The sequence below is a fragment of the Streptomyces sp. NPDC091682 genome (genome assembly GCF_044756625.1).
GTDB lineage: Bacteria > Actinomycetota > Actinomycetes > Streptomycetales > Streptomycetaceae > Streptomyces.
Window position 1 is genome coordinate 208,898 of record NZ_JBIVTH010000006.1, and the last position, 17,524, is coordinate 226,421.

At 73.1% G+C, this 17,524-nt stretch carries 16 protein-coding genes; 14 read left to right on the forward strand and 2 right to left on the reverse strand.

The window, feature by feature from the left end; all coding sequences use genetic code 11:
- The first annotated feature begins 148 nt into the window (after positions 1-148).
- The 3 genes from ACIQK6_RS16265 (at position 149) to ACIQK6_RS16275 (ending at position 2,999) form a co-directional block, all read left to right on the forward strand.
- Complete coding sequence (locus tag ACIQK6_RS16265) at positions 149-805, forward strand: trimeric intracellular cation channel family protein (RefSeq protein WP_329098917.1); 657 nt, start codon at positions 149-151, stop codon at positions 803-805.
- A 47-nt stretch (positions 806-852) separates the two neighbouring features.
- Complete coding sequence (locus ACIQK6_RS16270) at positions 853-1,710, forward strand: thioesterase family protein (RefSeq protein WP_329098916.1); 858 nt, start codon at positions 853-855, stop codon at positions 1,708-1,710.
- A gap of 125 nt (positions 1,711-1,835) precedes the next feature.
- Complete coding sequence (locus ACIQK6_RS16275) at positions 1,836-2,999, forward strand: cysteine desulfurase family protein (RefSeq protein ID WP_329098915.1); 1,164 nt, start codon at positions 1,836-1,838, stop codon at positions 2,997-2,999.
- On the opposite strand, the gene ACIQK6_RS16280 is transcribed toward ACIQK6_RS16275, so the two are convergent.
- A complete protein-coding gene (locus ACIQK6_RS16280) occupies positions 2,992-3,672 on the reverse strand; it encodes an N-acetylmuramoyl-L-alanine amidase (protein WP_329098914.1) in 681 nt (226 codons plus the stop codon). The genes ACIQK6_RS16275 and ACIQK6_RS16280 overlap by 8 nt on opposite strands.
- Positions 3,673-3,733: 61 nt before the next feature.
- Here ACIQK6_RS16280 and mnmA point away from each other — a divergent pair, with 61 nt between their 5' ends.
- The gene (mnmA, locus tag ACIQK6_RS16285; RefSeq protein WP_329098913.1) at positions 3,734-4,867 is read left to right on the forward strand and encodes a tRNA 2-thiouridine(34) synthase MnmA; all 1,134 of its coding nucleotides are present in this window, start codon (positions 3,734-3,736) and stop codon (positions 4,865-4,867) included.
- A gap of 167 nt (positions 4,868-5,034) precedes the next feature.
- On the opposite strand, the gene ACIQK6_RS16290 is transcribed toward mnmA, so the two are convergent.
- Positions 5,035-5,958, reverse strand: coding sequence for an NADP-dependent oxidoreductase (locus ACIQK6_RS16290; protein WP_329098912.1), 924 nt, complete (start codon positions 5,956-5,958; stop codon positions 5,035-5,037).
- Between the two features lie 127 nt (positions 5,959-6,085).
- On the opposite strand from ACIQK6_RS16290, the gene ACIQK6_RS16295 reads away from it, so the two are divergent.
- The 10 genes from ACIQK6_RS16295 (at position 6,086) to ACIQK6_RS16340 (ending at position 17,516) form a co-directional block, all read left to right on the forward strand.
- Positions 6,086-7,051 (forward strand): helix-turn-helix domain-containing protein, encoded by a 966-nt coding sequence (locus ACIQK6_RS16295; protein ID WP_329098911.1) that lies wholly within the window; start codon positions 6,086-6,088, stop codon positions 7,049-7,051.
- A 90-nt stretch (positions 7,052-7,141) separates the two neighbouring features.
- Entirely contained in the window at positions 7,142-7,486 is a 345-nt protein-coding gene (locus ACIQK6_RS16300) for a DUF1330 domain-containing protein (protein ID WP_329098910.1), read from the forward strand.
- Complete coding sequence (locus tag ACIQK6_RS16305) at positions 7,486-8,439, forward strand: hypothetical protein (RefSeq protein WP_329098909.1); 954 nt, start codon at positions 7,486-7,488, stop codon at positions 8,437-8,439. The genes ACIQK6_RS16300 and ACIQK6_RS16305 overlap by 1 nt, the downstream gene beginning before the upstream one ends.
- A gap of 275 nt (positions 8,440-8,714) precedes the next feature.
- Complete coding sequence (locus ACIQK6_RS16310) at positions 8,715-9,404, forward strand: SDR family oxidoreductase (RefSeq protein WP_329098908.1); 690 nt, start codon at positions 8,715-8,717, stop codon at positions 9,402-9,404.
- Positions 9,401-10,384: a methionine synthase gene (locus tag ACIQK6_RS16315; RefSeq protein ID WP_327383118.1), complete on the forward strand. Its 984-nt coding sequence runs from the start codon at positions 9,401-9,403 to the stop codon at positions 10,382-10,384. Before ACIQK6_RS16310 ends, ACIQK6_RS16315 begins: the two co-directional genes overlap by 4 nt.
- Before the next feature lie 31 nt (positions 10,385-10,415).
- Positions 10,416-12,617 (forward strand): NAD-dependent DNA ligase LigA, encoded by a 2,202-nt coding sequence (gene ligA / locus ACIQK6_RS16320; protein ID WP_329098907.1) that lies wholly within the window; start codon positions 10,416-10,418, stop codon positions 12,615-12,617.
- Between the two features lie 386 nt (positions 12,618-13,003).
- Positions 13,004-15,193 carry a putative bifunctional diguanylate cyclase/phosphodiesterase gene (locus ACIQK6_RS16325; protein WP_402694979.1) on the forward strand — a complete coding sequence of 730 codons (2,190 nt, stop codon included), beginning with the start codon at positions 13,004-13,006 and terminating at the stop codon, positions 15,191-15,193.
- A 285-nt stretch (positions 15,194-15,478) separates the two neighbouring features.
- The gene (gene gatC / locus ACIQK6_RS16330) at positions 15,479-15,775 is read left to right on the forward strand and encodes an Asp-tRNA(Asn)/Glu-tRNA(Gln) amidotransferase subunit GatC (protein WP_030010586.1); all 297 of its coding nucleotides are present in this window, start codon (positions 15,479-15,481) and stop codon (positions 15,773-15,775) included.
- 5 nt (positions 15,776-15,780) lie between these two features.
- On the forward strand, positions 15,781-17,274 hold the full coding sequence (gatA, locus tag ACIQK6_RS16335) for an Asp-tRNA(Asn)/Glu-tRNA(Gln) amidotransferase subunit GatA (protein WP_329098906.1): 1,494 nt from the start codon (positions 15,781-15,783) through the stop codon (positions 17,272-17,274).
- Complete coding sequence (locus ACIQK6_RS16340) at positions 17,271-17,516, forward strand: hypothetical protein (RefSeq protein ID WP_030010588.1); 246 nt, start codon at positions 17,271-17,273, stop codon at positions 17,514-17,516. The genes gatA and ACIQK6_RS16340 overlap by 4 nt, the downstream gene beginning before the upstream one ends.
- Positions 17,517-17,524 lie beyond the last annotated feature (8 nt).

Below are 17,524 nucleotides of genomic sequence, written 5' to 3' on the forward strand. Positions count from 1 at the left end.
CCCGCCGCACATCCAGCCTCGCCGGCGCTCGAGGCGCGGGGTCCGGGACGGAGCCCAGGTCCTTCCCCCGGCGCGAGCCGAGCGGCCCGGCCCCGGGCTCGGCGGAGCCCCGCATTCCGTCGAGCCCGCCGCAGGTGACAATGGCCCGGTGCTCCACGATCTCTTCCCGCCCGGGATCCAGCATGCCCTGGACCTCGCCGGCATCTTCGTCTTCGCCACCGCAGGCGCCCTGCTCGCCGTCCGCAAGAACTTCGACGTCTTCGGCATCGCCGTCCTCGCGCTCGTCACGGCGCTCGGCGGCGGCCTCTTCCGCGACCTCGTCATCGGCGCCGTACCGCCCGCCGCCTTCGGGGAGCTCAGCTTCTTCGTGACCCCGCTGGTCGCCGCCGCGATCGTCTACTTCCTGCACCCCGAGGTCCAGCGGATCAACCGCGCGATCAACGTCTTCGACGCGGCCGGCCTCGGGCTGTTCTGCGTGACGGGCACGACCAAGGCCTACGAGTACGGCCTCGGTCTCACCGCCTCGGCCTCGCTCGGCGTGGCCACGGCAGTCGGCGGTGGCGTCCTGCGCGACGTACTGGTCAACGAGGTGCCCTCGCTGCTGCGCGACCGCGAGATGTACGCCGTCCCCGCGCTGGTCGGCGCCTCGATGGTGGCCGTCTTCATCAGCATGCACGCCCTCAACGGCATCACCACCGGCCTCGCGATCGTCACCACCTTCGTCCTGCGCCTCCTCGCCATGCGCTACCACTGGCGGGCGCCGCTGGCCTGGAACAGGCGCTCGTCGGTGGCCGAAGAGCCGTAACAAAAGAAAGCTACCGCTTAGTAGTAAGCCGGTGTACCGTCGTTTGCATGTCACACGCAGCTGCCAAGGCCTCCATCGGCGACAGTGAGTTCGACCGCGACACCGCCATCACCGCACGCGCGGGCGAGCCCGGGGTGTACGACGCGGAACTCTCCGCCGGCTGGACGATCATCGCCGCCGTGAACGGCGGATACCTGCTGGCCCTGGTCGGCCGGGCCCTGTCGGCGGCCCTCCCGCACCCGGACCCGTTCACCGTCTCCGCGCACTACCTGACCTCCTCCGTGCCCGGCCCCGCCGTGATCCGCACCCAGGTCGTCCGCGTCGGCCGCACCCTCTCCACCGGCCAGGCCTCGCTGTTCCAGTACGACGAGAGCGGCGCCGAGATCGAGCGCATCCGCGTCCTCGCCTCCTACGGCGACCTCTCGGCCCTGCCGGACGACGTGCGCACCGTCGCCCTGCCGCCCGCCATCCCCGCCTACGAGGACTGCATCGGCCCCGAAGCCGGCCCGGCCCCGATCCCCGGCAGCTCCGCCATCGTGGACCGGCTCCGGCTCCGGCTGGACCCGGCGACCGCCGGATGGGCCGTCGGTGCGCCCTCCGGCAAGGGCGAGATGCGCGCCTGGTTCGAGCTGGCCGACGGCCGCGATGCCGACCCGCTCTCCATGCTCCTGGCCGTCGACGCGCTCCCGCCGACCGCCTTCGACCTGGGCCTGGTGGCCTGGACCCCGACGGTGGAACTCACCACGCACGTCCGCCGCCGCCCGGCCCCCGGCCCGCTCCGGGTCTCCATCACCACCCGCAACCTGGCCGGCGGCTTCCTGGAGGAGGACGCCGAGGTCTGGGACTCGTCGGACCACCTGGTCGCGCAGTCCCGCCAACTGGCCCGCGCACTGCGTCCGGCCTGACCCCGGCCTGCGGGCCCCGGCCCCGGTCCGGCCCGACGCATGTGGCGGCGCCGGGTGCGCTTGCCGGCCATCGCGGGGTCCCGCGGCGCAAGCGGCCACCGGCGGACTCGTAGAATCGGGGGATCATGGCCTACCTCGACCACGCCGCCACCACCCCGATGCTGCCGGAGGCCGCCGCGGCGATGACCGCGCAGTTCGCCGCCACGGGGAACGCCTCCTCCCTGCACGCCGCCGGCCGGCGGGCCCGCCGTACCGTGGAGGAGGCCCGCGAGGCCTTCGCCGAGGCGGTCGGCGCCCGCCCCAGCGAGGTGGTCTTCACCGCCGGCGGCACGGAGGCCGACAACCTCGCCGTCAAGGGCCTCTACTGGGCCCGGCGCGACGCCGACCCCGCCCGGACCCGGGTCATCGCCAGCCCCGTCGAGCACCACGCGGTGCTCGACGCCGTCCACTGGCTCGCCGAGCACGAGGGCGCGCAGGTCGAGTACCTGCCCGTGGACCGCTACGGGCGCGTCCACGCCGACGCCTTCCGCGAGGCCGTCGAGCGCAACCCCGACGACGTGGCCCTGGCCACCGTCATGTGGGCCAACAACGAGATCGGGACCGTCATGCCGGTCCGCGAACTGGCCGCCATCGCCCGCGAGTCCGGGATCCCGCTGCACTCCGACGCCGTCCAGGCCCTCGGCCAGCTCGACGTCCACTTCGGCGACAGCGGCCTCGCCGCCATGACCGTCAGCGGCCACAAGATCGGCGGCCCCTACGGCATCGGCGCACTGCTGCTCGGCCGCGACCAGAGCCCCGTACCCGTCCTGCACGGCGGTGGCCAGGAGCGGCACGTCCGCTCCGGCACCCTCGACGTTCCGGCCGTCGCCGCCTTCGCCGTGGCCGCCGTCCTCGCCGTCGAGCGGCGCGAGCGGTTCGCCACCGAGATCGGCGCCCTGCGCGACGAACTGGTCGCCGCCGTCCGCGCGGCCGTGCCCGACGCCGTCCTCGGGGGAGACCCCGACGAGCGGCTTCCCGCCAATGCCCACTTCAGCTTCCCCGGCTGCGAGGGCGACTCGTTGCTGCTCCTGCTCGACGCCCAGGGCATCGAGTGCTCCACCGGTTCCGCCTGCACCGCGGGCGTGGCCCAGCCCAGTCACGTCCTGCTGGCCGCCGGCACCGACCCGCAGCTGGCCCGCGGCACCCTGCGCTTCTCCCTCGGCCACACCTCCACCAAGGAGGACGTCGCTGCCCTGGCCGCGGCCATCGGCCCGGCGGTCGAGCGCGCCCGCACGGCGGGCCTCAGCTAGGAGCCGGAGCCTCAAGGGCCGCCCGGACCAGGCCGATGTAGCGGTTCCAGTCCCAGTGGCGGCCGGGGTCGGTGTGGTCGGCGCCCGGGACCTCGGAGTGGCCGACTATGTGCGTGCGGTCCGCCGGTATGTCGTACCGGCGGCAGACGTCGGCCGCCAGCCGGGCCGAAGCCGCGTACATGGCGTCCGTGAAATCCTGCGGGCGGTCCACGAAGCCCACGTGCTCGATGCCGACGCTGCGCTCGTTCATCGAGCGGTTCCCCGAGTGGAAGGCCACGTCCAGCTCGCGCACCATCTGCTCCACGTGCCCGTCCCCGCGCACGATGTAGTGGGCCGACGCCTTGTGCCACGGGTTCTTGAAGGCGTCCACCGAGGACTCGAAGCCGCCCTGGGTGACGTGCACGACGATCCGGTCCACCCGGTAGTCGGCCGGGCGGTCCGCCTTGCGCCAGTTCGCCGGCGAGGCCGACGTCCAGCTCGCGCCCGCGTGGTCGAGCTCGCCCTCCTTGCGCGGCTTGTCCACACCCGGTATCAGCCACCAGGCACGGCCGATCTCCTCCCGGCCGGCCACCGCCGCCACCGCGAAGACCCCGAGCCCGCCGAAGAGCACGGCCCTGCGGGTCCGCCCCGGCGACTTCTTCCCCTTGTTCCCCTGCTCGACGATGTGATCCACCCCCCGTACCCCGACAACGCGCTGTGACCCCGCTCGGTTCCCCCGTACCCTGGACGGTGCTATGACTGAGAACCTGCCGCGCACCGCCCGCCCCCTTCGCGTCCTGGCCGCCATGTCCGGCGGCGTGGACTCCGCCGTCGCCGCCGCCCGCGCGGTCGAAGCCGGGCACGACGTGACCGGCGTCCACCTCGCGCTCTCCGCGAACCCGCAGTCCTTCCGGACCGGCGCCCGCGGCTGCTGCACCATCGAGGACTCCCGCGACGCCCGCCGGGCCGCCGACGTCATCGGCATCCCGTTCTACGTCTGGGACCTCGCCGAGCGCTTCCGCGAGGACGTCGTCGAGGACTTCATTTCCGAGTACGAGGCCGGGCGCACCCCGAACCCGTGCCTGCGCTGCAACGAGAAGATCAAGTTCGCGGCGCTGCTCGACAAGGCCCTCGCGCTCGGCTTCGACGCGGTCTGCACCGGTCACTACGCGACCGTCGTGCTCACCGAGGACGGCTCCCGCGAGCTGCACCGCGCCTCCGACATGGCCAAGGACCAGTCGTACGTCCTCGGGGTCCTCGACGAGAAGCAGCTCGCCCACGCCCTCTTCCCGCTCGGTGACACCCTCACCACCAAGGAAGAGATCCGCGCCGAGGCCGAGGAGCGGGGGCTGGCCGTCGCGAAGAAGCCCGACAGCCACGACATCTGCTTCATCGCCGACGGCGACACCCAGGGCTTCCTCGCGAACCGCCTCGGCAAGGCCGAGGGCGACATCGTCGACGGGGCGACCGGCGAGAAGGTCGGCACCCACGACGGCGCCTTCGGCTTCACCATCGGCCAGCGCAAGGGCCTGCGCATCGGCCACCCCGCCCCCGACGGCAAGCCGCGCTACGTCCTCGACATCTCCCCGGTGAACAACACGGTCACCGTCGGCCCCGTCGAGGCCCTCGACGTCACCGCGCTCACCGCGATCCGCCCCCGCTGGTGCGGAGCCGTGGCCGCCGCCCCGGGCACCTACACTGCCCAGCTGCGCGCCCACGGCGGCGAGACCGAGGTCTTCGCCGAGGTCGTGGACGGCGAGCTGCGCGTCTCCTTCACCGAGCCGGTCCGGGGCGTGGCACCCGGCCAGGCGATCGTGCTCTACGACGGCACCCGCGTGGTCGGCTCGGCCACCATCGCGACCACGACGCGGGCCGCCGCCACCGTCTGAACGGCCCCCGCACGGCAGGACGCCGCGGCCCGTCCCCTCGGGGCGGGCCGCGGCGCCGCGTTCGCGCCGGGTCCGGGGTTGCCCCGCAGCCTCCTGGTCGTCACGCCGGGGCGGCGGTCGGGCTGCGGCGAACGCGATCGCCCGGGCAGCCCCCGGACCTTCCGCGCTCAGGCGACGGTCAGGACGATCTTGCCGGTGGTGCGGCCCTGCTCGCCGATCTCGTGGGCCTTCGCGGCCTGCTCCAACGGCAGCACGGTGTCGACCAGCGGCTTCAGCAGACCCCGCTCGACGAGCGCCGCGATCTCGCGCAGGCCGCCCAGGTCCGGCTCCACCAGGACCCAGGAGGCGTGCACCCCCTGCGGGTCGGCCGGGAGGGAGTCGGGGCCGGGCAGGGTCACCAGGTGGCCGCCGGCCTTGAGGACCTTCAGCGAGCGCCGCGTGTAGTCCCCGCCGACGGCGTCTATCACGACGTCCACGTCGGCGACGGCGTCCTCGAAGTCCGTGGTGTGGTAGTCGATCACCTCGTCGGCGCCGAGCTCGCGCAGCAGTTCGTGCTTGCCCGCGCTCGCGGTGCCGATCACGTACGCGCCGCGGGCCTTGGCGATCTGCACCGCCAGGTGACCCACCCCGCCGGCCGCCGCGTGCACCAGCACCCGCTGTCCGGCGCTCACCCCCGCCGTGTCCACCAGGGCCTGCCAGGCGGTCAGCGCGGCCAGCGGCAGCGCCGCGGCCTGCACGTGGTCCAGCGCGGCCGGCTTGGGGGCGAAGTGCCGGGCGGGGGCCGTCACGTACTCGGCGTACGCGCCGGCCTGCTGCGGGAAGCGGGGCATCCCGTACACCTCGTCGCCCACCCGGTACAGGGTCACGCCCGGTCCCACGGCCTCCACGGTGCCGGACACGTCCCAGCCGACCGCCGGCACCGGGCCCCAGGGGATCAGGGCGCCGCTCTCGCGCGTCTTCCAGTCCACCGGGTTGACCCCGGCGGCACGGACCCGCACCAGGACCTCGCCCATCCCGGGCTCCGGACGCTCGGCCTCGGTCTCGACGAGGACCTCGGGTCCGCCCCACTTGCTGATGACGACGGCGCGCATGACATGTCTCCTTGCTGGGTTGTTGCTGCGTTCTCGCCGGCCGGTGTCCCGGCCGATGACCTCACTCTCCCCGCTCGCCGACCGTCGCGGTGTTGGCCGTACGGCCACCATGTGTCAGGATCTGGCCATGCACCGAATCGCCGTACTCGCCCTCGAAGGGGTCCCTCCGTTCGAGCTCGGCATCCCCTCCCGCGTCTTTGGCAACGCCCATGACGAGGCAGGGGACCCGCTCTACGAGGTGACCGTCTGCACCGCCGACGGACTGCCCGTGACCAGCGACGCGGGCTTCACCGTCGGCGTCTCGGCGGGCCCCGAGGCCCTCGCCGCCGCCGACACCGTGATCGTCACGCCCACCCACGCGATGGACGAGCTCGCGCACGGCGCGCCCCTGTCGCAGTCGCTGACCGACGCCCTGGCGGCGATCCGGCCCGGCACGCGGCTGGTCTCCCTGTGCACCGGCTCGTACGTCCTGGCCGCCGCCGGACTGCTCGACGGCCGGCCCGCCACCACGCACTGGCTGCACGCGCCCGAGTTCCAGCGGGGCTTCCCCCGCGTCCGCCTCGACGAGGAGGTCCTCTTCGTCGACGACGGCGACATCCTCACCTCGGCCGGCGTGGCCGCGGGCATCGACCTCTGCCTCTACCTGATCCGCCAGGACCACGGCACGGGCGTGGCCAACCGGGCCGCGCGGCTCTGCGTGGTCCCGCCCTGGCGCGACGGCGGCCAGGTCCAGTACATCGACCGCCCCGTTCCCGAGCCGACGCTCGCCACCACCACCGCCACCCGCGCGTGGGCCCTGGAACGCCTCGCCGAACCGGTCACCCTCGCCGAACTGGCCGCGCACGCCCGGATGAGCCTGCGCACCTTCACCCGCCGGTTCCGCGACGAGGTCGGCATGACCCCGGTGCAGTGGCTCACCGCGCAACGCCTCGAACTGGCCCGCCACTTGCTGGAGTCCAGCGACCTGCCGGTCGACCTCGTCGCCCACCGGGCCGGCTTCGGCTCCGCCAACTCACTGCGCCAACACATGCGTTCCACGCTCGGCGTCTCCCCGATCGCCTACCGGCGCACCTTCCAGCCCGCCCCGGCATGACCTGCAAAGTAATCGCCGTCGGGGCCGCGCGCTGACAGGATCGGATCAACGGGCCCGCACCGGCGGGCCGGTCGACACGGGGAGCAGACCATGACCGCGTACGCCATCGCCCACATACGCCCCGAGACGATGAACGAGGACATCCTCACCTACATCGAGACCATGCAGTCGACGATGGACCCCTTCGGCGGCCGCTTCCTCGTGCACGGCAAGGAGGTCGAGGTCCTGGAGGGCCCCTTCCCCGGCACCGTCGTCATCATCGGCTTCCCCGACATGGAGCGGGCCCGTGCCTGGTACGCCTCCGACGCCTACCGGGCGATCCTGCCGCTGCGCACCGACCACATCCCCGGCGAGGTCATCCTGGTCGAGGGCGTCCCGGCCGACTACGACGCATCGAGGACGGCCGCCGCCCTGCGCGCCGCAGCCGGTCTCTGATGGGGAACCGGGCCCCCTTCGTGATCGCGGGCGCCGAGGGGTACGAGCGCCGGGGCTCCTCCTTCGGCGCCGTCGGACTCGATCTCGACCTGCTCGGCGGCCCGGAGGCGGTCCTGCCCTTCGTCCTCGGCCACCGGCGCGAGGAAGGCCCCTGGTACGACGACGACATGTGCGAGGCGGGCGCCCTGATCGACCCTGCCCGCAGGCTGCTCCTGGTCTTCGCCCAGGAAGGCCCGTCGGTGGCCATGCGCACCCGCGCGGCCTGGTGGCGCATGCTCGGCCACGCCTGGCCCGGATGGGAGGTCCGCTGGACGTACGACGGCCAGAGCGGCCTGCGTACCCACCTCGGCTTGGAGCCGGGGTGCGTACGCGACGCCCCGTCCCCCGGCCCGGCCCTGGAGGCCGATGACGAGGAGCTGGCCGACCCCGACCCGATGGCCGCCGTCGTCACGGTCGGATCCGGCCGCTGCCACGTCCTCCCCCACATCGGCGACCATCCGGTGGTCGAGGGCCCGGCGCTCCTCGACCGGCTCTCGGCCGCCCCCGGCCACGCCGCGTACGCGGGCCGCGCCGAGGCCGGCGTCCATGTCGACCCCGCGGCCCGCCGCATCGGCTGGTGGCTGACCGGAATCGTGCCCCACGCCGGACGCACGGCCGCCCGCTGGCCCGGCTGGACCGTGGAGTTCTGGGCCGACCGCTGGAGCGAGCACGCCCGATCGGCCCCCGGCCGCTTCAGCCCGCCCGCCGCCGACCCGGCGGCCGCGCTGGACGCCGTACGCGACGAGGCACTGGAGCGCTGGGCCGGACCGCGCGCCGACCGGCGGGCACAGCTCGTCGCCGCGCACCCGCACATCGTCATCGGCACCGGCTTCCCGCCCGCGGTCGCCGGGCAGCGGGCGGCCCTGGCCCGGGCGGTCGTCGAACGGTCCCGGCGGGCCGCCGCAGCCGGCTGAGCGCCCGGCGCGCGGACGGGCCGCCCGGACCGGGGGCCGCGGGGCCCGGGGCGGGCCGCGGGGCCCGGGGCGCGGGGCGACGTGCGGGCCGGGCCCGGCGCGGCGTTCCCGCACGCCGTGATCGGCCAGGGCATCGGCCCGCACCGGCCCCGCCGTCACACAGGAGCACGCGGCCGCCGCCCGCGCCGCCGTCGAGCGGGCCCGCGCGCCGGTCGGCGGCACCTGACCTCGGCCTTCGGACCCCGGGCGGGCCCGGGGGTGCGAGCATGGGCGGTATGGCTACTCACTTGATCACCGGTGCCGGTTCCGGCATCGGCGCCGCCGTCGCGGCCCGGTTGCACGCCCGCGGCGACGACCTCGTCCTCCTCGCCCGGGACGCCGGCCGGGCCCGCGAGCTCGTCGACCGTTACCCCGGCGCCACGTCCCTCGTCGGAGACCTCGCCGATCCCGACCGGCTGTCGTGGGCGTTCTCCAAGCAGGCCCTCCCGGAGCGGATCGACTCCCTGCTGCACATCGCCGGGATCGTCGACCTCGGACCGGTCGGTGAGCTCCGGCCCAAGACCTGGCACCAGCAGCTCAACGTGAACCTGATCGCCCCCGCCGAGGTCACCCGGCTGTTGCTGCCCACCCTGCGCGCGTCCAAGGCCACCGTCGTCTTCGTGAACTCCGGCGCCGGCCTGACCGCCCACGCCGACTGGAGCGCGTACGCCGCCTCCAAGCACGGGCTCAAGGCCCTCGCCGACTCGCTGCGCGGCGAGGAGCGGGCCAACGGCATCCGCGTCACCTCCGTCTACCCGGGCCGCACCGCCAGCCCCATGCAGGCCAAGGTGCACTCGCAGGAGGGCAAGGAGTACGACCCGGCCGCCTGGATCGAGCCCGAGTCCGTCGCGACCACGATCGTCATGGCCGTCGACCTGCCCCGCGACGCCGAGGTCAACGACCTGAGCGTCCGGCCGGGCCGATGAGCGCCGGCGCCACCGGCGTCGGATCGCTGCCCGGCGGCGACGCCCGCGAGGCAGCGAAGACCGTCACCGGGTCCTTCGAAGAGTTCCCCTACCTCGCCGAGCTGCCCGCCCGCGGGCCCGGCGCGGACATGATCGGCCGGTCCCTCGGACTCCTCGTCGACATGTACGCCCACGTCGAGCCCAGCGGCTGGCGGATCAGCGACCGCCCGGGACGGGACTCCAAGCGGGCCCGGTCCTGGCTGGGGGAGGACCTCGACGCGCTGGAGGAGTTCACCCAGGGGTACACGGGGAAGCTCAAGGTCCAGGCCGTCGGACCGTGGACGCTGGCCGCCGCCCTGGAACTGCACGGTGGCGAAGCCATGCTCCAGGACCCGGGTGCCTGCCGGGACCTGGCCGGATCGCTGGCCGAGGGCCTGCGCGAGCACCTGGCCGACGTGCGCAAGCGGGTCCCCGGCGCCGACGTCGTGCTGCAGCTCGACGAGCCCTCCCTGACGGCCGTCCTGCTCGGCCGGGTCCGCTCGGCGAGCGGCTACCGCACCTACCGGGCCGTCGACCGGCAGGTGGTCGAGGGCGGGCTGCGCGACCTGTTCGCCGTCCACGACGGGGAGGTCGTCGTGCACTCCTGCGCGCCCGAGGTCCCCTTCGGCCTGCTCCGCAGGGCCGGTGCCACGGGGGTGTCGTTCGATTTCTCCCTGCTCACCGAGCGCGAGGACGACGCCATCGGGGAGGCGGTCGAAGGCGGCACGAAACTCTTCGCCGGAGTGGTGCCCGGCACGGACGCCCCGTTGTCGGACCCGGGCGGTAGCGTCATGGGTGTCAGGAAGCTTTGGCGCAGGCTGGGGCTGGCCCCGGGGACTCTGGCGGAGTCCGTCGTGGTCACCCCGTCGTGCGGTCTGGCGGGCGCTTCGCCCGCCTACGCCCGCGCGGTGCAGGCGCATTGCGTCAGGGCGGCGAGGTCGCTCGCCGACAACCCTGAGTGACGGTCGAAGACGGGCCACGGGAGGACACGGCATGGCAGCCGAACAGCAGGACACGGCAGTACCGACGGCGGTGCGCGATCAGCACGCGCTGCTGGCGGAGCAGGTCGAGGAGCACCGCTTCCGGTACTACGTGAACGACCAGCCGGTCGTCAGCGACGCCGAGTTCGACCAGCTGCTGCGCTCGCTGGAGGCGCTGGAGGAGCAGTACCCGGAGCTGCGCACGCCCGACTCGCCCACCCAGAAGGTGGCCGGGGCGTACGAGACGGACTTCGCCTCCGTCGAGCACCGCGAGCGCATGCTCTCCCTCGACAACGCCTTCGACGACGAGGAACTGGCTGCCTGGGCCGAGCGGGTGGCCCGGGACGTGAACACCTCGGACTACCACTACCTGTGCGAGCTCAAGGTGGACGGCCTCGCCGTCAACCTCACCTACGAGAACGGCCGCCTGACCCGGGCGGCCACCCGCGGCGACGGCCGCACCGGTGAGGACATCACGCCCAACGTGCGCACCATCGCCGAGATCCCGGACCGTCTCAAGGGCGACCGGATCCCGGCCCTGGTGGAGATCCGCGGCGAGGTCTACTTCCCGATGGAGAAGTTCGAGGAGCTCAACGCCCGGCTGGTGGAGGCGGAGGGCAAGCCCTTCGCCAACCCGCGCAACGCGGCAGCCGGTTCGCTGCGGCAGAAGGACCCCAAGGTCACCGCGAGCCGCCCGCTGCACATGGTCGTGCACGGCATCGGAGCCCGCGAGGGCTTCGAGATCGAGCGCCAGTCGCAGGCGTACGAGCTGCTGCACGAGTGGGGGCTGCCGACCGCGCAGCACAACATGGTGGTCGCCACGCTCGCCGAGGTCCGCGATTTCATCAGGGACTTCGGCGTGAACCGGCACTCGGTGGAGCACGAGATCGACGGGGTGGTCGTCAAGCTCGACGAGATCGCCCTCCAGGGCCGGCTCGGCTCCACCGCGCGCGCCCCGCGCTGGGCGATCGCCTGGAAGTACGCGCCCGAAGAGGTCAACACCAAGCTGATCGACATCAAGGTCGGCGTCGGCCGCACCGGCCGGGTGACCCCGTACGCGCAGGTGGAGCCGGTGAAGGTGGCGGGCTCCGAGGTCGAGTTCGCCACCCTGCACAACCAGGAGGTCGTCAAGGCCAAGGGCGTCCTCATCGGGGACACCGTCGTCCTGCGCAAGGCGGGCGACGTCATCCCCGAGATCCTCGGCCCCGTGGTGGACCTGCGCGACGGCACCGAGCGGGAGTTCGTGATGCCGGCCGACTGTCCCGCGTGCGGGACGGAGCTGCGGCCCATGAAGGAGGGGGACATCGACGTCCGGTGCCCCAACGCCCAGACCTGCCCGGCGCAGTTGCGCGAGCGGCTCTTCTACCTGGGCGGCCGACAGTCCCTGGACATCGAGAACTTCGGCATGGTGGCGGCGGCCGCGCTGACCGGCCCGCTGGAGCCGGCCGAGCCGCCGCTGCTGGACGAGGGCGACCTCTTCGGCCTGACCATCGAGCAGCTGCTGCCCATCAAGGCGTACGTCCTGGACCCGGACAGCGGGCTGCCCAAGCGGGACCCGAAGACGGGCGAGGAGAAGATCGTCACGGTCTTCGCCAACCAGAAGGGCGAACCGAAGAAGAACGCCCTCTCCATGCTGGAGCACATCGCCGCCGCCAAGGACCGCCCGCTCGCCCGCATCATCAACGGCCTGTCGATCCGTCACGTGGGACCGGTCGCGGCCGAGGCCCTCGCCCGCGAGTTCCGCTCGATCGAGCGCATCGAGCAGGCCACCGAGGAGGAGCTGACCGCCACCGAGGGCGTCGGCGCCATCATCGCCGCCTCCCTCAAGGAGTGGTTCGCCGTCGACTGGCACCAGGAGATCCTGCGCAAGTGGCGGGAGGCCGGGGTCCGGATGGAGGAGGAAGGTTCCGCCGAGGACGAGGGGCCGCGGCCGCTGGAGGGGCTGACCGTCGTCGTCACCGGCACTTTGCAGAGCCACACGCGGGACGGGGCGAAGGAGGCCCTGCAGAGCCGCGGCGCCAAGGTCACCGGTTCCGTGTCGAAGAAGACCTCCTTCGTCGTGGTCGGGGACAACCCCGGCTCGAAGTACGACAAGGCCGTGCAGTTGAAGCTCGCCGTCCTCGACGACGCAGGGTTCACCGTGCTGCTGGAGCAGGGGCCGGACGCGGCGCGGGAGGCGGCGCTCCCGGTGGACGGCGGGGGCGAAGCGCAGTAGTACCGGCAGGTGAATCGCCGAGGGGGAGTAGCGAAGGCGAACGGATGCGTGGCGTGCGGCCGTACGGGCGGGCGCACGCCAGGCGCGGCGGACGGTGGTAAACGGCCGGTACAAGGCTGGTCGCAGGGCGGTGAGCTGTCGGATCATCGGATGGGTGACGGGGGGCCCCGGTCCAAACTCACCCGTTCGGCGGATACCGTACTGATGAGGATGGCTGGGTCGCATTCGGGCAACCACTGCCGACCGCTGCCCCTGGGAGCCTCGCGCGTCCTACTGTTGAGGGGTGCGCCTGTCGTGCACGGCTGCAGGATGCGATTTCGGCCGTGGTGGCATGACATCGGGGCCATCGCGTGACATCGGCATCGCCGGCTGTGAGAGGTACGGGCATGAAACCCACCGAAAGCGCCGACCCGTCACCTGAATTCGGCGGGGAACTCCCGCCCATGCGGGCGGGCCGGGCGGGCAGGCCGCGTGTCCTGGGTGCCAGGACACCGGAGACCCGACCGGTCCCCACCGGTGCGCGCGGGCAGGAGCGGCGCGGTGTGCTGCCCTTCCTCGTCGTGGGTCTCGCCGTCTCGGTGCTCACCATCGGCATCGTCTCCGCGCTGAGCGGCCGTCATGCGCTGTTCCCCGGCGGGCCGGTCGGCTGGGCCCTGGCCCTCCTCACCGGCATCATCGTCGGCCACCTCGTCGCCCTCGGCCGCGACCGCTGGTGGGGCGGCACCGGATCGGGCGCGGCCCTCACCCTCGGCGTCCTCATCCTCTACGGATGGGTCCCCGCCGGACTGGTCTCGCTGGCGGTGGTCTCCCTGGTCGGGGCCGCGCGCCGGCACCGCTGGCGGCAGGGGCTGCTACACGGCTCCGTGGACATCCTCGGCATCGGCGCCGGGGCCCTCGTGCTCGCCGCCTTCGGCGAGGTGCCCTCCGTCGAGACCCCCTGGCTCCCCACCTCCTGGGGGCTGGAGGCGGTCCCCGAGATCGTCCTCGTCGCCGTCGCCTACCTGCTCGCCACCCGGTTCCTGCTCTGGATCGCGCTGGCCCCGCGCGGGGACGGGCTGCCCACCGTCGCCCGCACCGCCCTGCTCCGGCAGGCCTTAGTGGCCGTGGCGCTGCTCGGCATCGCCCCCCTGATCTGCGTCGTCGCCATCAGCCGGCCGGTCCTGCTGCCGCTGTTCGCCGTACCCCTGATCGCGCTCGACTCCACCCTGTGGATCGCCCGGGCCCGCGCCGAGGAACAGCTGCGGGACCCGCTGACCGGGCTGCCCAACCGGCAGTGGCTGCTGGAGCGGGCCTGGTCCGCCCTGGACGAGGCCGAACGTTCCGGCACCCGGGCCGCCCTGGTCCTCATCGACCTGGACCGCTTCCGGGCGGTCAACGACACCCTGGGGCACCTGGCGGGCGACCGGCTGCTGCTCCAGATCGCCGAACGGCTGCGCCAGGCGCTGCCCGAGGACGCCGAGGCGGCCCGGCTCGGCGGCGACGAGTTCGCCGTCCTGCTCCCCTTCGCCGACTCCACCACCAGCGCCCAGCGCATCGCCCGTCACCTGGTCGCGGACCTCAGCTCCCCCCTCGACCTGGACGGCCTCACGCTCGTCCTGGAGGCCAGCGCCGGCCTCGCCGTCTTCCCCGACCACGCGCTCGACGCGGAAGGGCTGCTGCGGCGCGCGGACGTGGCGATGTACCAGGCCAAGCGCGACCGCACCGGCGTCGAGGTGTACGAGTCCAAGCGGGACAGCAACACCCCCGACCGCCTCGGCCTGCTCGGCGACCTCCGCAGGGCCCTCGACGCCGGGGAAGTGGAACTCCACTACCAGCCGAAGGTCCGCTTCGACGGCCAGGTCGCCGGGCTCGAAGCCCTGGTGCGATGGGTGCACCCGGAGCGCGGCAGGGTGTCCCCGGACGAGTTCATCGCGATCGCCGAGACCTCCGGGCTGATGCCGCACCTGACGGAGTACGTACTGGAGACCGCCCTCGCCCAGGTGGCCCGGTGGCGGGCCCAGGGCCTCAAGGTCCCGGTGGCCGTCAACGTATCGCCCCGCGACGTCCACACCCCGGGCTTCGCGGGCGCGGTCGCCGCGCGACTGGCCCGTCACGGGGTCCCGGCGAGCGGGCTGCAGCTGGAGATAACGGAACACGTCCTGCTGGAAGACCCCCAGCGGGCGGCCGACACCATGGCCGGACTCACCGGTCACGGAGTGAAGATGTCCCTGGACGACTTCGGCACTGGCTACTCCTCGCTCGTCCACCTGCGCCGCCTGCCGGTCAGCGAGCTGAAGATCGACCGGTCCTTCGTCGGCCGGCTGGCGGTCGACGCGCAGGACGCGGAGATCGTCCGCTGCACGGTGGACCTCGCGCACTCGCTCGGCCTGCTGGTCGTCGCGGAGGGCGTGGAGGACGACGAGACGTGGGAGCGGCTGCGGGACCTGGGCTGCGACGCCGTCCAGGGCTGGCTGGTCGCCGCAGCCATGCCGCCGCCGGAGGCCACCGCCTGGCTCCTGGCCCGCGGCGAGCGCGGCTGGCGCCGCCCGGCGGACATCACGGCGGAGCTCGCCGCCGCGGAGGCCGACGCGGTCTGACCCTGCGGTGCTGCTGCCGGGGCTCCGCCCCAGACCCCGCGCCTCAAACGCCGGCGAGGCTGAAATTTCCACTGCGCGGCGGTCCAGCCGTACCTGGCCGGCGGTATCAGCCAAATCCAGCCCCGCCGGCGTTTGAGGCGCGGGGTTCGGGGCGGAGCCCCGGATCTTTCAGCCCCGCCGGGTCCCGCGCAGCGGTCCGCTCCAAACCGTTTCGCGGGCCGAGCGCCCGGCCCCATAGGATTGGGACCGAAACTACACATCCACCCACCCCCAGAGGATCGCTGCATGCCTGGCATTACGCGCGAGGAGGTCGTCCACCTCGCTCGGCTGGCGCGCCTTGAGCTGTCCAGCAACGAGCTGGATCACTTCGCCGGACAGCTCGGCGACATCATCGGCGCGGTCGCCCGCGTTTCCGAGGTCGCCGACCAAGACGTCCCGCCGACCTCCCACCCGCTGCCGCTGACGAACGTCATGCGCGCGGACGAGGTCCGTCCGTCGCTCACCCCCGAGCAGGCGCTCTCCGGTGCTCCCGCCCAGGAGCAGCAGCGTTTCAAGGTGCCGCAGATCCTGGGGGAGGACTAACAACCATGGTCGACATCATCAAGCTCACGGCCGCCGAGACCGCCGAGAAGATCGCCTCCGGCGAGCTCACGGCCGTCGAGGTGACCGAGGCCCACCTGGCCCGCATCGACGCCACCGACGAGAAGGTCAACGCCTTCCTGCACGTGGACCGCGAGGGCGCGCTCGCCCAGGCCCGCGCCGTCGACGCCAAGCGCGAGGCCGGCGAGAAGCTCGGCCCGCTGGCCGGCGTACCCCTCGCCCTCAAGGACATCTTCACCACCGTCGGGGTCCCGACGACCGTCGGTTCGAAGATCCTCGAAGGCTGGATCCCGCCCTACGACGCCACCCTGACGCGCAAGCTGAAGGAAGCCGACGTCGTGATCCTCGGCAAGACCAACATGGACGAGTTCGCCATGGGGTCCTCCACCGAGAACAGCGCCTACGGCCCCACCGGCAACCCCTGGGACCTCACCCGGATCCCCGGCGGCTCCGGCGGCGGCTCCGCGGCGGCCCTCGCCGCCTTCCAGGCCCCGCTCGCGATCGGCACGGACACCGGCGGCTCCATCCGCCAGCCCGCCGCCGTCACGGGCACGGTCGGCGTGAAGCCCACGTACGGCGGTGTCTCCCGCTACGGCATGGTCGCCTTCTCCTCCTCCCTCGACCAGGGCGGGCCCTGCGCCCGTACGGTCCTGGACGCGGCCCTGCTGCACGAGGTGATCGCCGGCCACGACCCGCTCGACTCCACCTCCATCGACGCCCCGGTCCCGCCGGTCGTCGAGGCGGCCCGCAACGGCTCCGTCGCCGGCATGCGCGTCGGTGTCGTCAAGCAGTTCGCCGGTGAGGGCTACCAGGCCGGCGTCGTCCAGCGCTTCAACGAGTCGGTGGAGCTCCTCAAGGAGCTCGGCGCCGAGATCGTCGAGCTGGACTGCCCCTCCTTCGACCTCGCGATGGCCGCGTACTACCTGATCGCGCCGTCCGAGTGCTCCTCCAACCTGGCCCGCTTCGACGCCATGCGCTACGGCCTGCGCGTCGGCGACGACGGCACGAAGTCCGCCGAGGACGTCACCGCCATGACCCGCGAAGCCGGCTTCGGCGACGAGGTCAAGCGCCGCATCATCCTCGGTACGTACGCACTCAGCTCCGGCTACTACGACGCGTACTACGGCTCCGCCCAGAAGGTCCGCACGCTCATCACGCAGGACTTCGAGAAGTCCTTCGAGCAGGTCGACGTGATCGTCTCCCCGACGACCCCGACCACCGCCTTCCCCATCGGCGAGCGCACCGACGACCCCCTCGCCATGTACCTCGCGGACCTGTGCACCATCCCGACCAACCTGGCCGGCAACTCCGCCATGTCGCTCCCCTGCGGCCTGGCACCGGAGGACGGTCTCCCGGTCGGGCTCCAGATCATCGCCCCGGCGATGAAGGACGACCGGCTCTACAAGGTCGGTGCCGCCGTGGAGGCGGCCTTCGTCGCACGCTGGGGTCACCCGCTGCTTGAGGAGGCACCGTCCCTGTGAGCACCAGTGCACTGACCAAGGCCAAGGGCTTCAAGAAGTCCAAGACCGGCACCTACCTGTCGATCGGCACCACCGCCTTCGGCGCGATCAGCGTGATCAAGCAGGTCAAGAAGGCCCGCAGCGAGCACGACGTGCTGAAGCTGGTCGACGCCGCCGTGTCCGCCGCCGCCATCGTCACCGGCCTCGCGATCCTGTACCGCGAGCTGAAGCGCCTGGGCGACGACGACGTCCTGCTGGGCTGAGAGGGAAA

What these genes read in the sequence shown, in the direction of transcription:
- ACIQK6_RS16270 (WP_329098916.1), top strand. Translation starts at nt 853, where the DNA reads ATGTCACACGCAGCTGCCAAGGCCTCCATCGGCGACAGTGAGTTCGAC.
- ACIQK6_RS16275 (WP_329098915.1), top strand. Translation starts at nt 1,836, where the DNA reads ATGGCCTACCTCGACCACGCCGCCACCACCCCGATGCTGCCGGAGGCC.
- mnmA (WP_329098913.1), top strand. Translation starts at nt 3,734, where the DNA reads ATGACTGAGAACCTGCCGCGCACCGCCCGCCCCCTTCGCGTCCTGGCC.
- ACIQK6_RS16290 (WP_329098912.1), bottom strand. Translation starts at nt 5,958, where the DNA reads ATGCGCGCCGTCGTCATCAGCAAGTGGGGCGGACCCGAGGTCCTCGTC.
- ACIQK6_RS16295 (WP_329098911.1), top strand. Translation starts at nt 6,086, where the DNA reads ATGCACCGAATCGCCGTACTCGCCCTCGAAGGGGTCCCTCCGTTCGAG.
- ACIQK6_RS16300 (WP_329098910.1), top strand. Translation starts at nt 7,142, where the DNA reads ATGACCGCGTACGCCATCGCCCACATACGCCCCGAGACGATGAACGAG.
- ACIQK6_RS16305 (WP_329098909.1), top strand. Translation starts at nt 7,486, where the DNA reads ATGGGGAACCGGGCCCCCTTCGTGATCGCGGGCGCCGAGGGGTACGAG.
- ACIQK6_RS16310 (WP_329098908.1), top strand. Translation starts at nt 8,715, where the DNA reads ATGGCTACTCACTTGATCACCGGTGCCGGTTCCGGCATCGGCGCCGCC.
- ACIQK6_RS16315 (WP_327383118.1), top strand. Translation starts at nt 9,401, where the DNA reads ATGAGCGCCGGCGCCACCGGCGTCGGATCGCTGCCCGGCGGCGACGCC.
- ligA (WP_329098907.1), top strand. Translation starts at nt 10,416, where the DNA reads ATGGCAGCCGAACAGCAGGACACGGCAGTACCGACGGCGGTGCGCGAT.
- ACIQK6_RS16325 (WP_402694979.1), top strand. Translation starts at nt 13,004, where the DNA reads ATGAAACCCACCGAAAGCGCCGACCCGTCACCTGAATTCGGCGGGGAA.
- gatC (WP_030010586.1), top strand. Translation starts at nt 15,479, where the DNA reads ATGCCTGGCATTACGCGCGAGGAGGTCGTCCACCTCGCTCGGCTGGCG.
- gatA (WP_329098906.1), top strand. Translation starts at nt 15,781, where the DNA reads ATGGTCGACATCATCAAGCTCACGGCCGCCGAGACCGCCGAGAAGATC.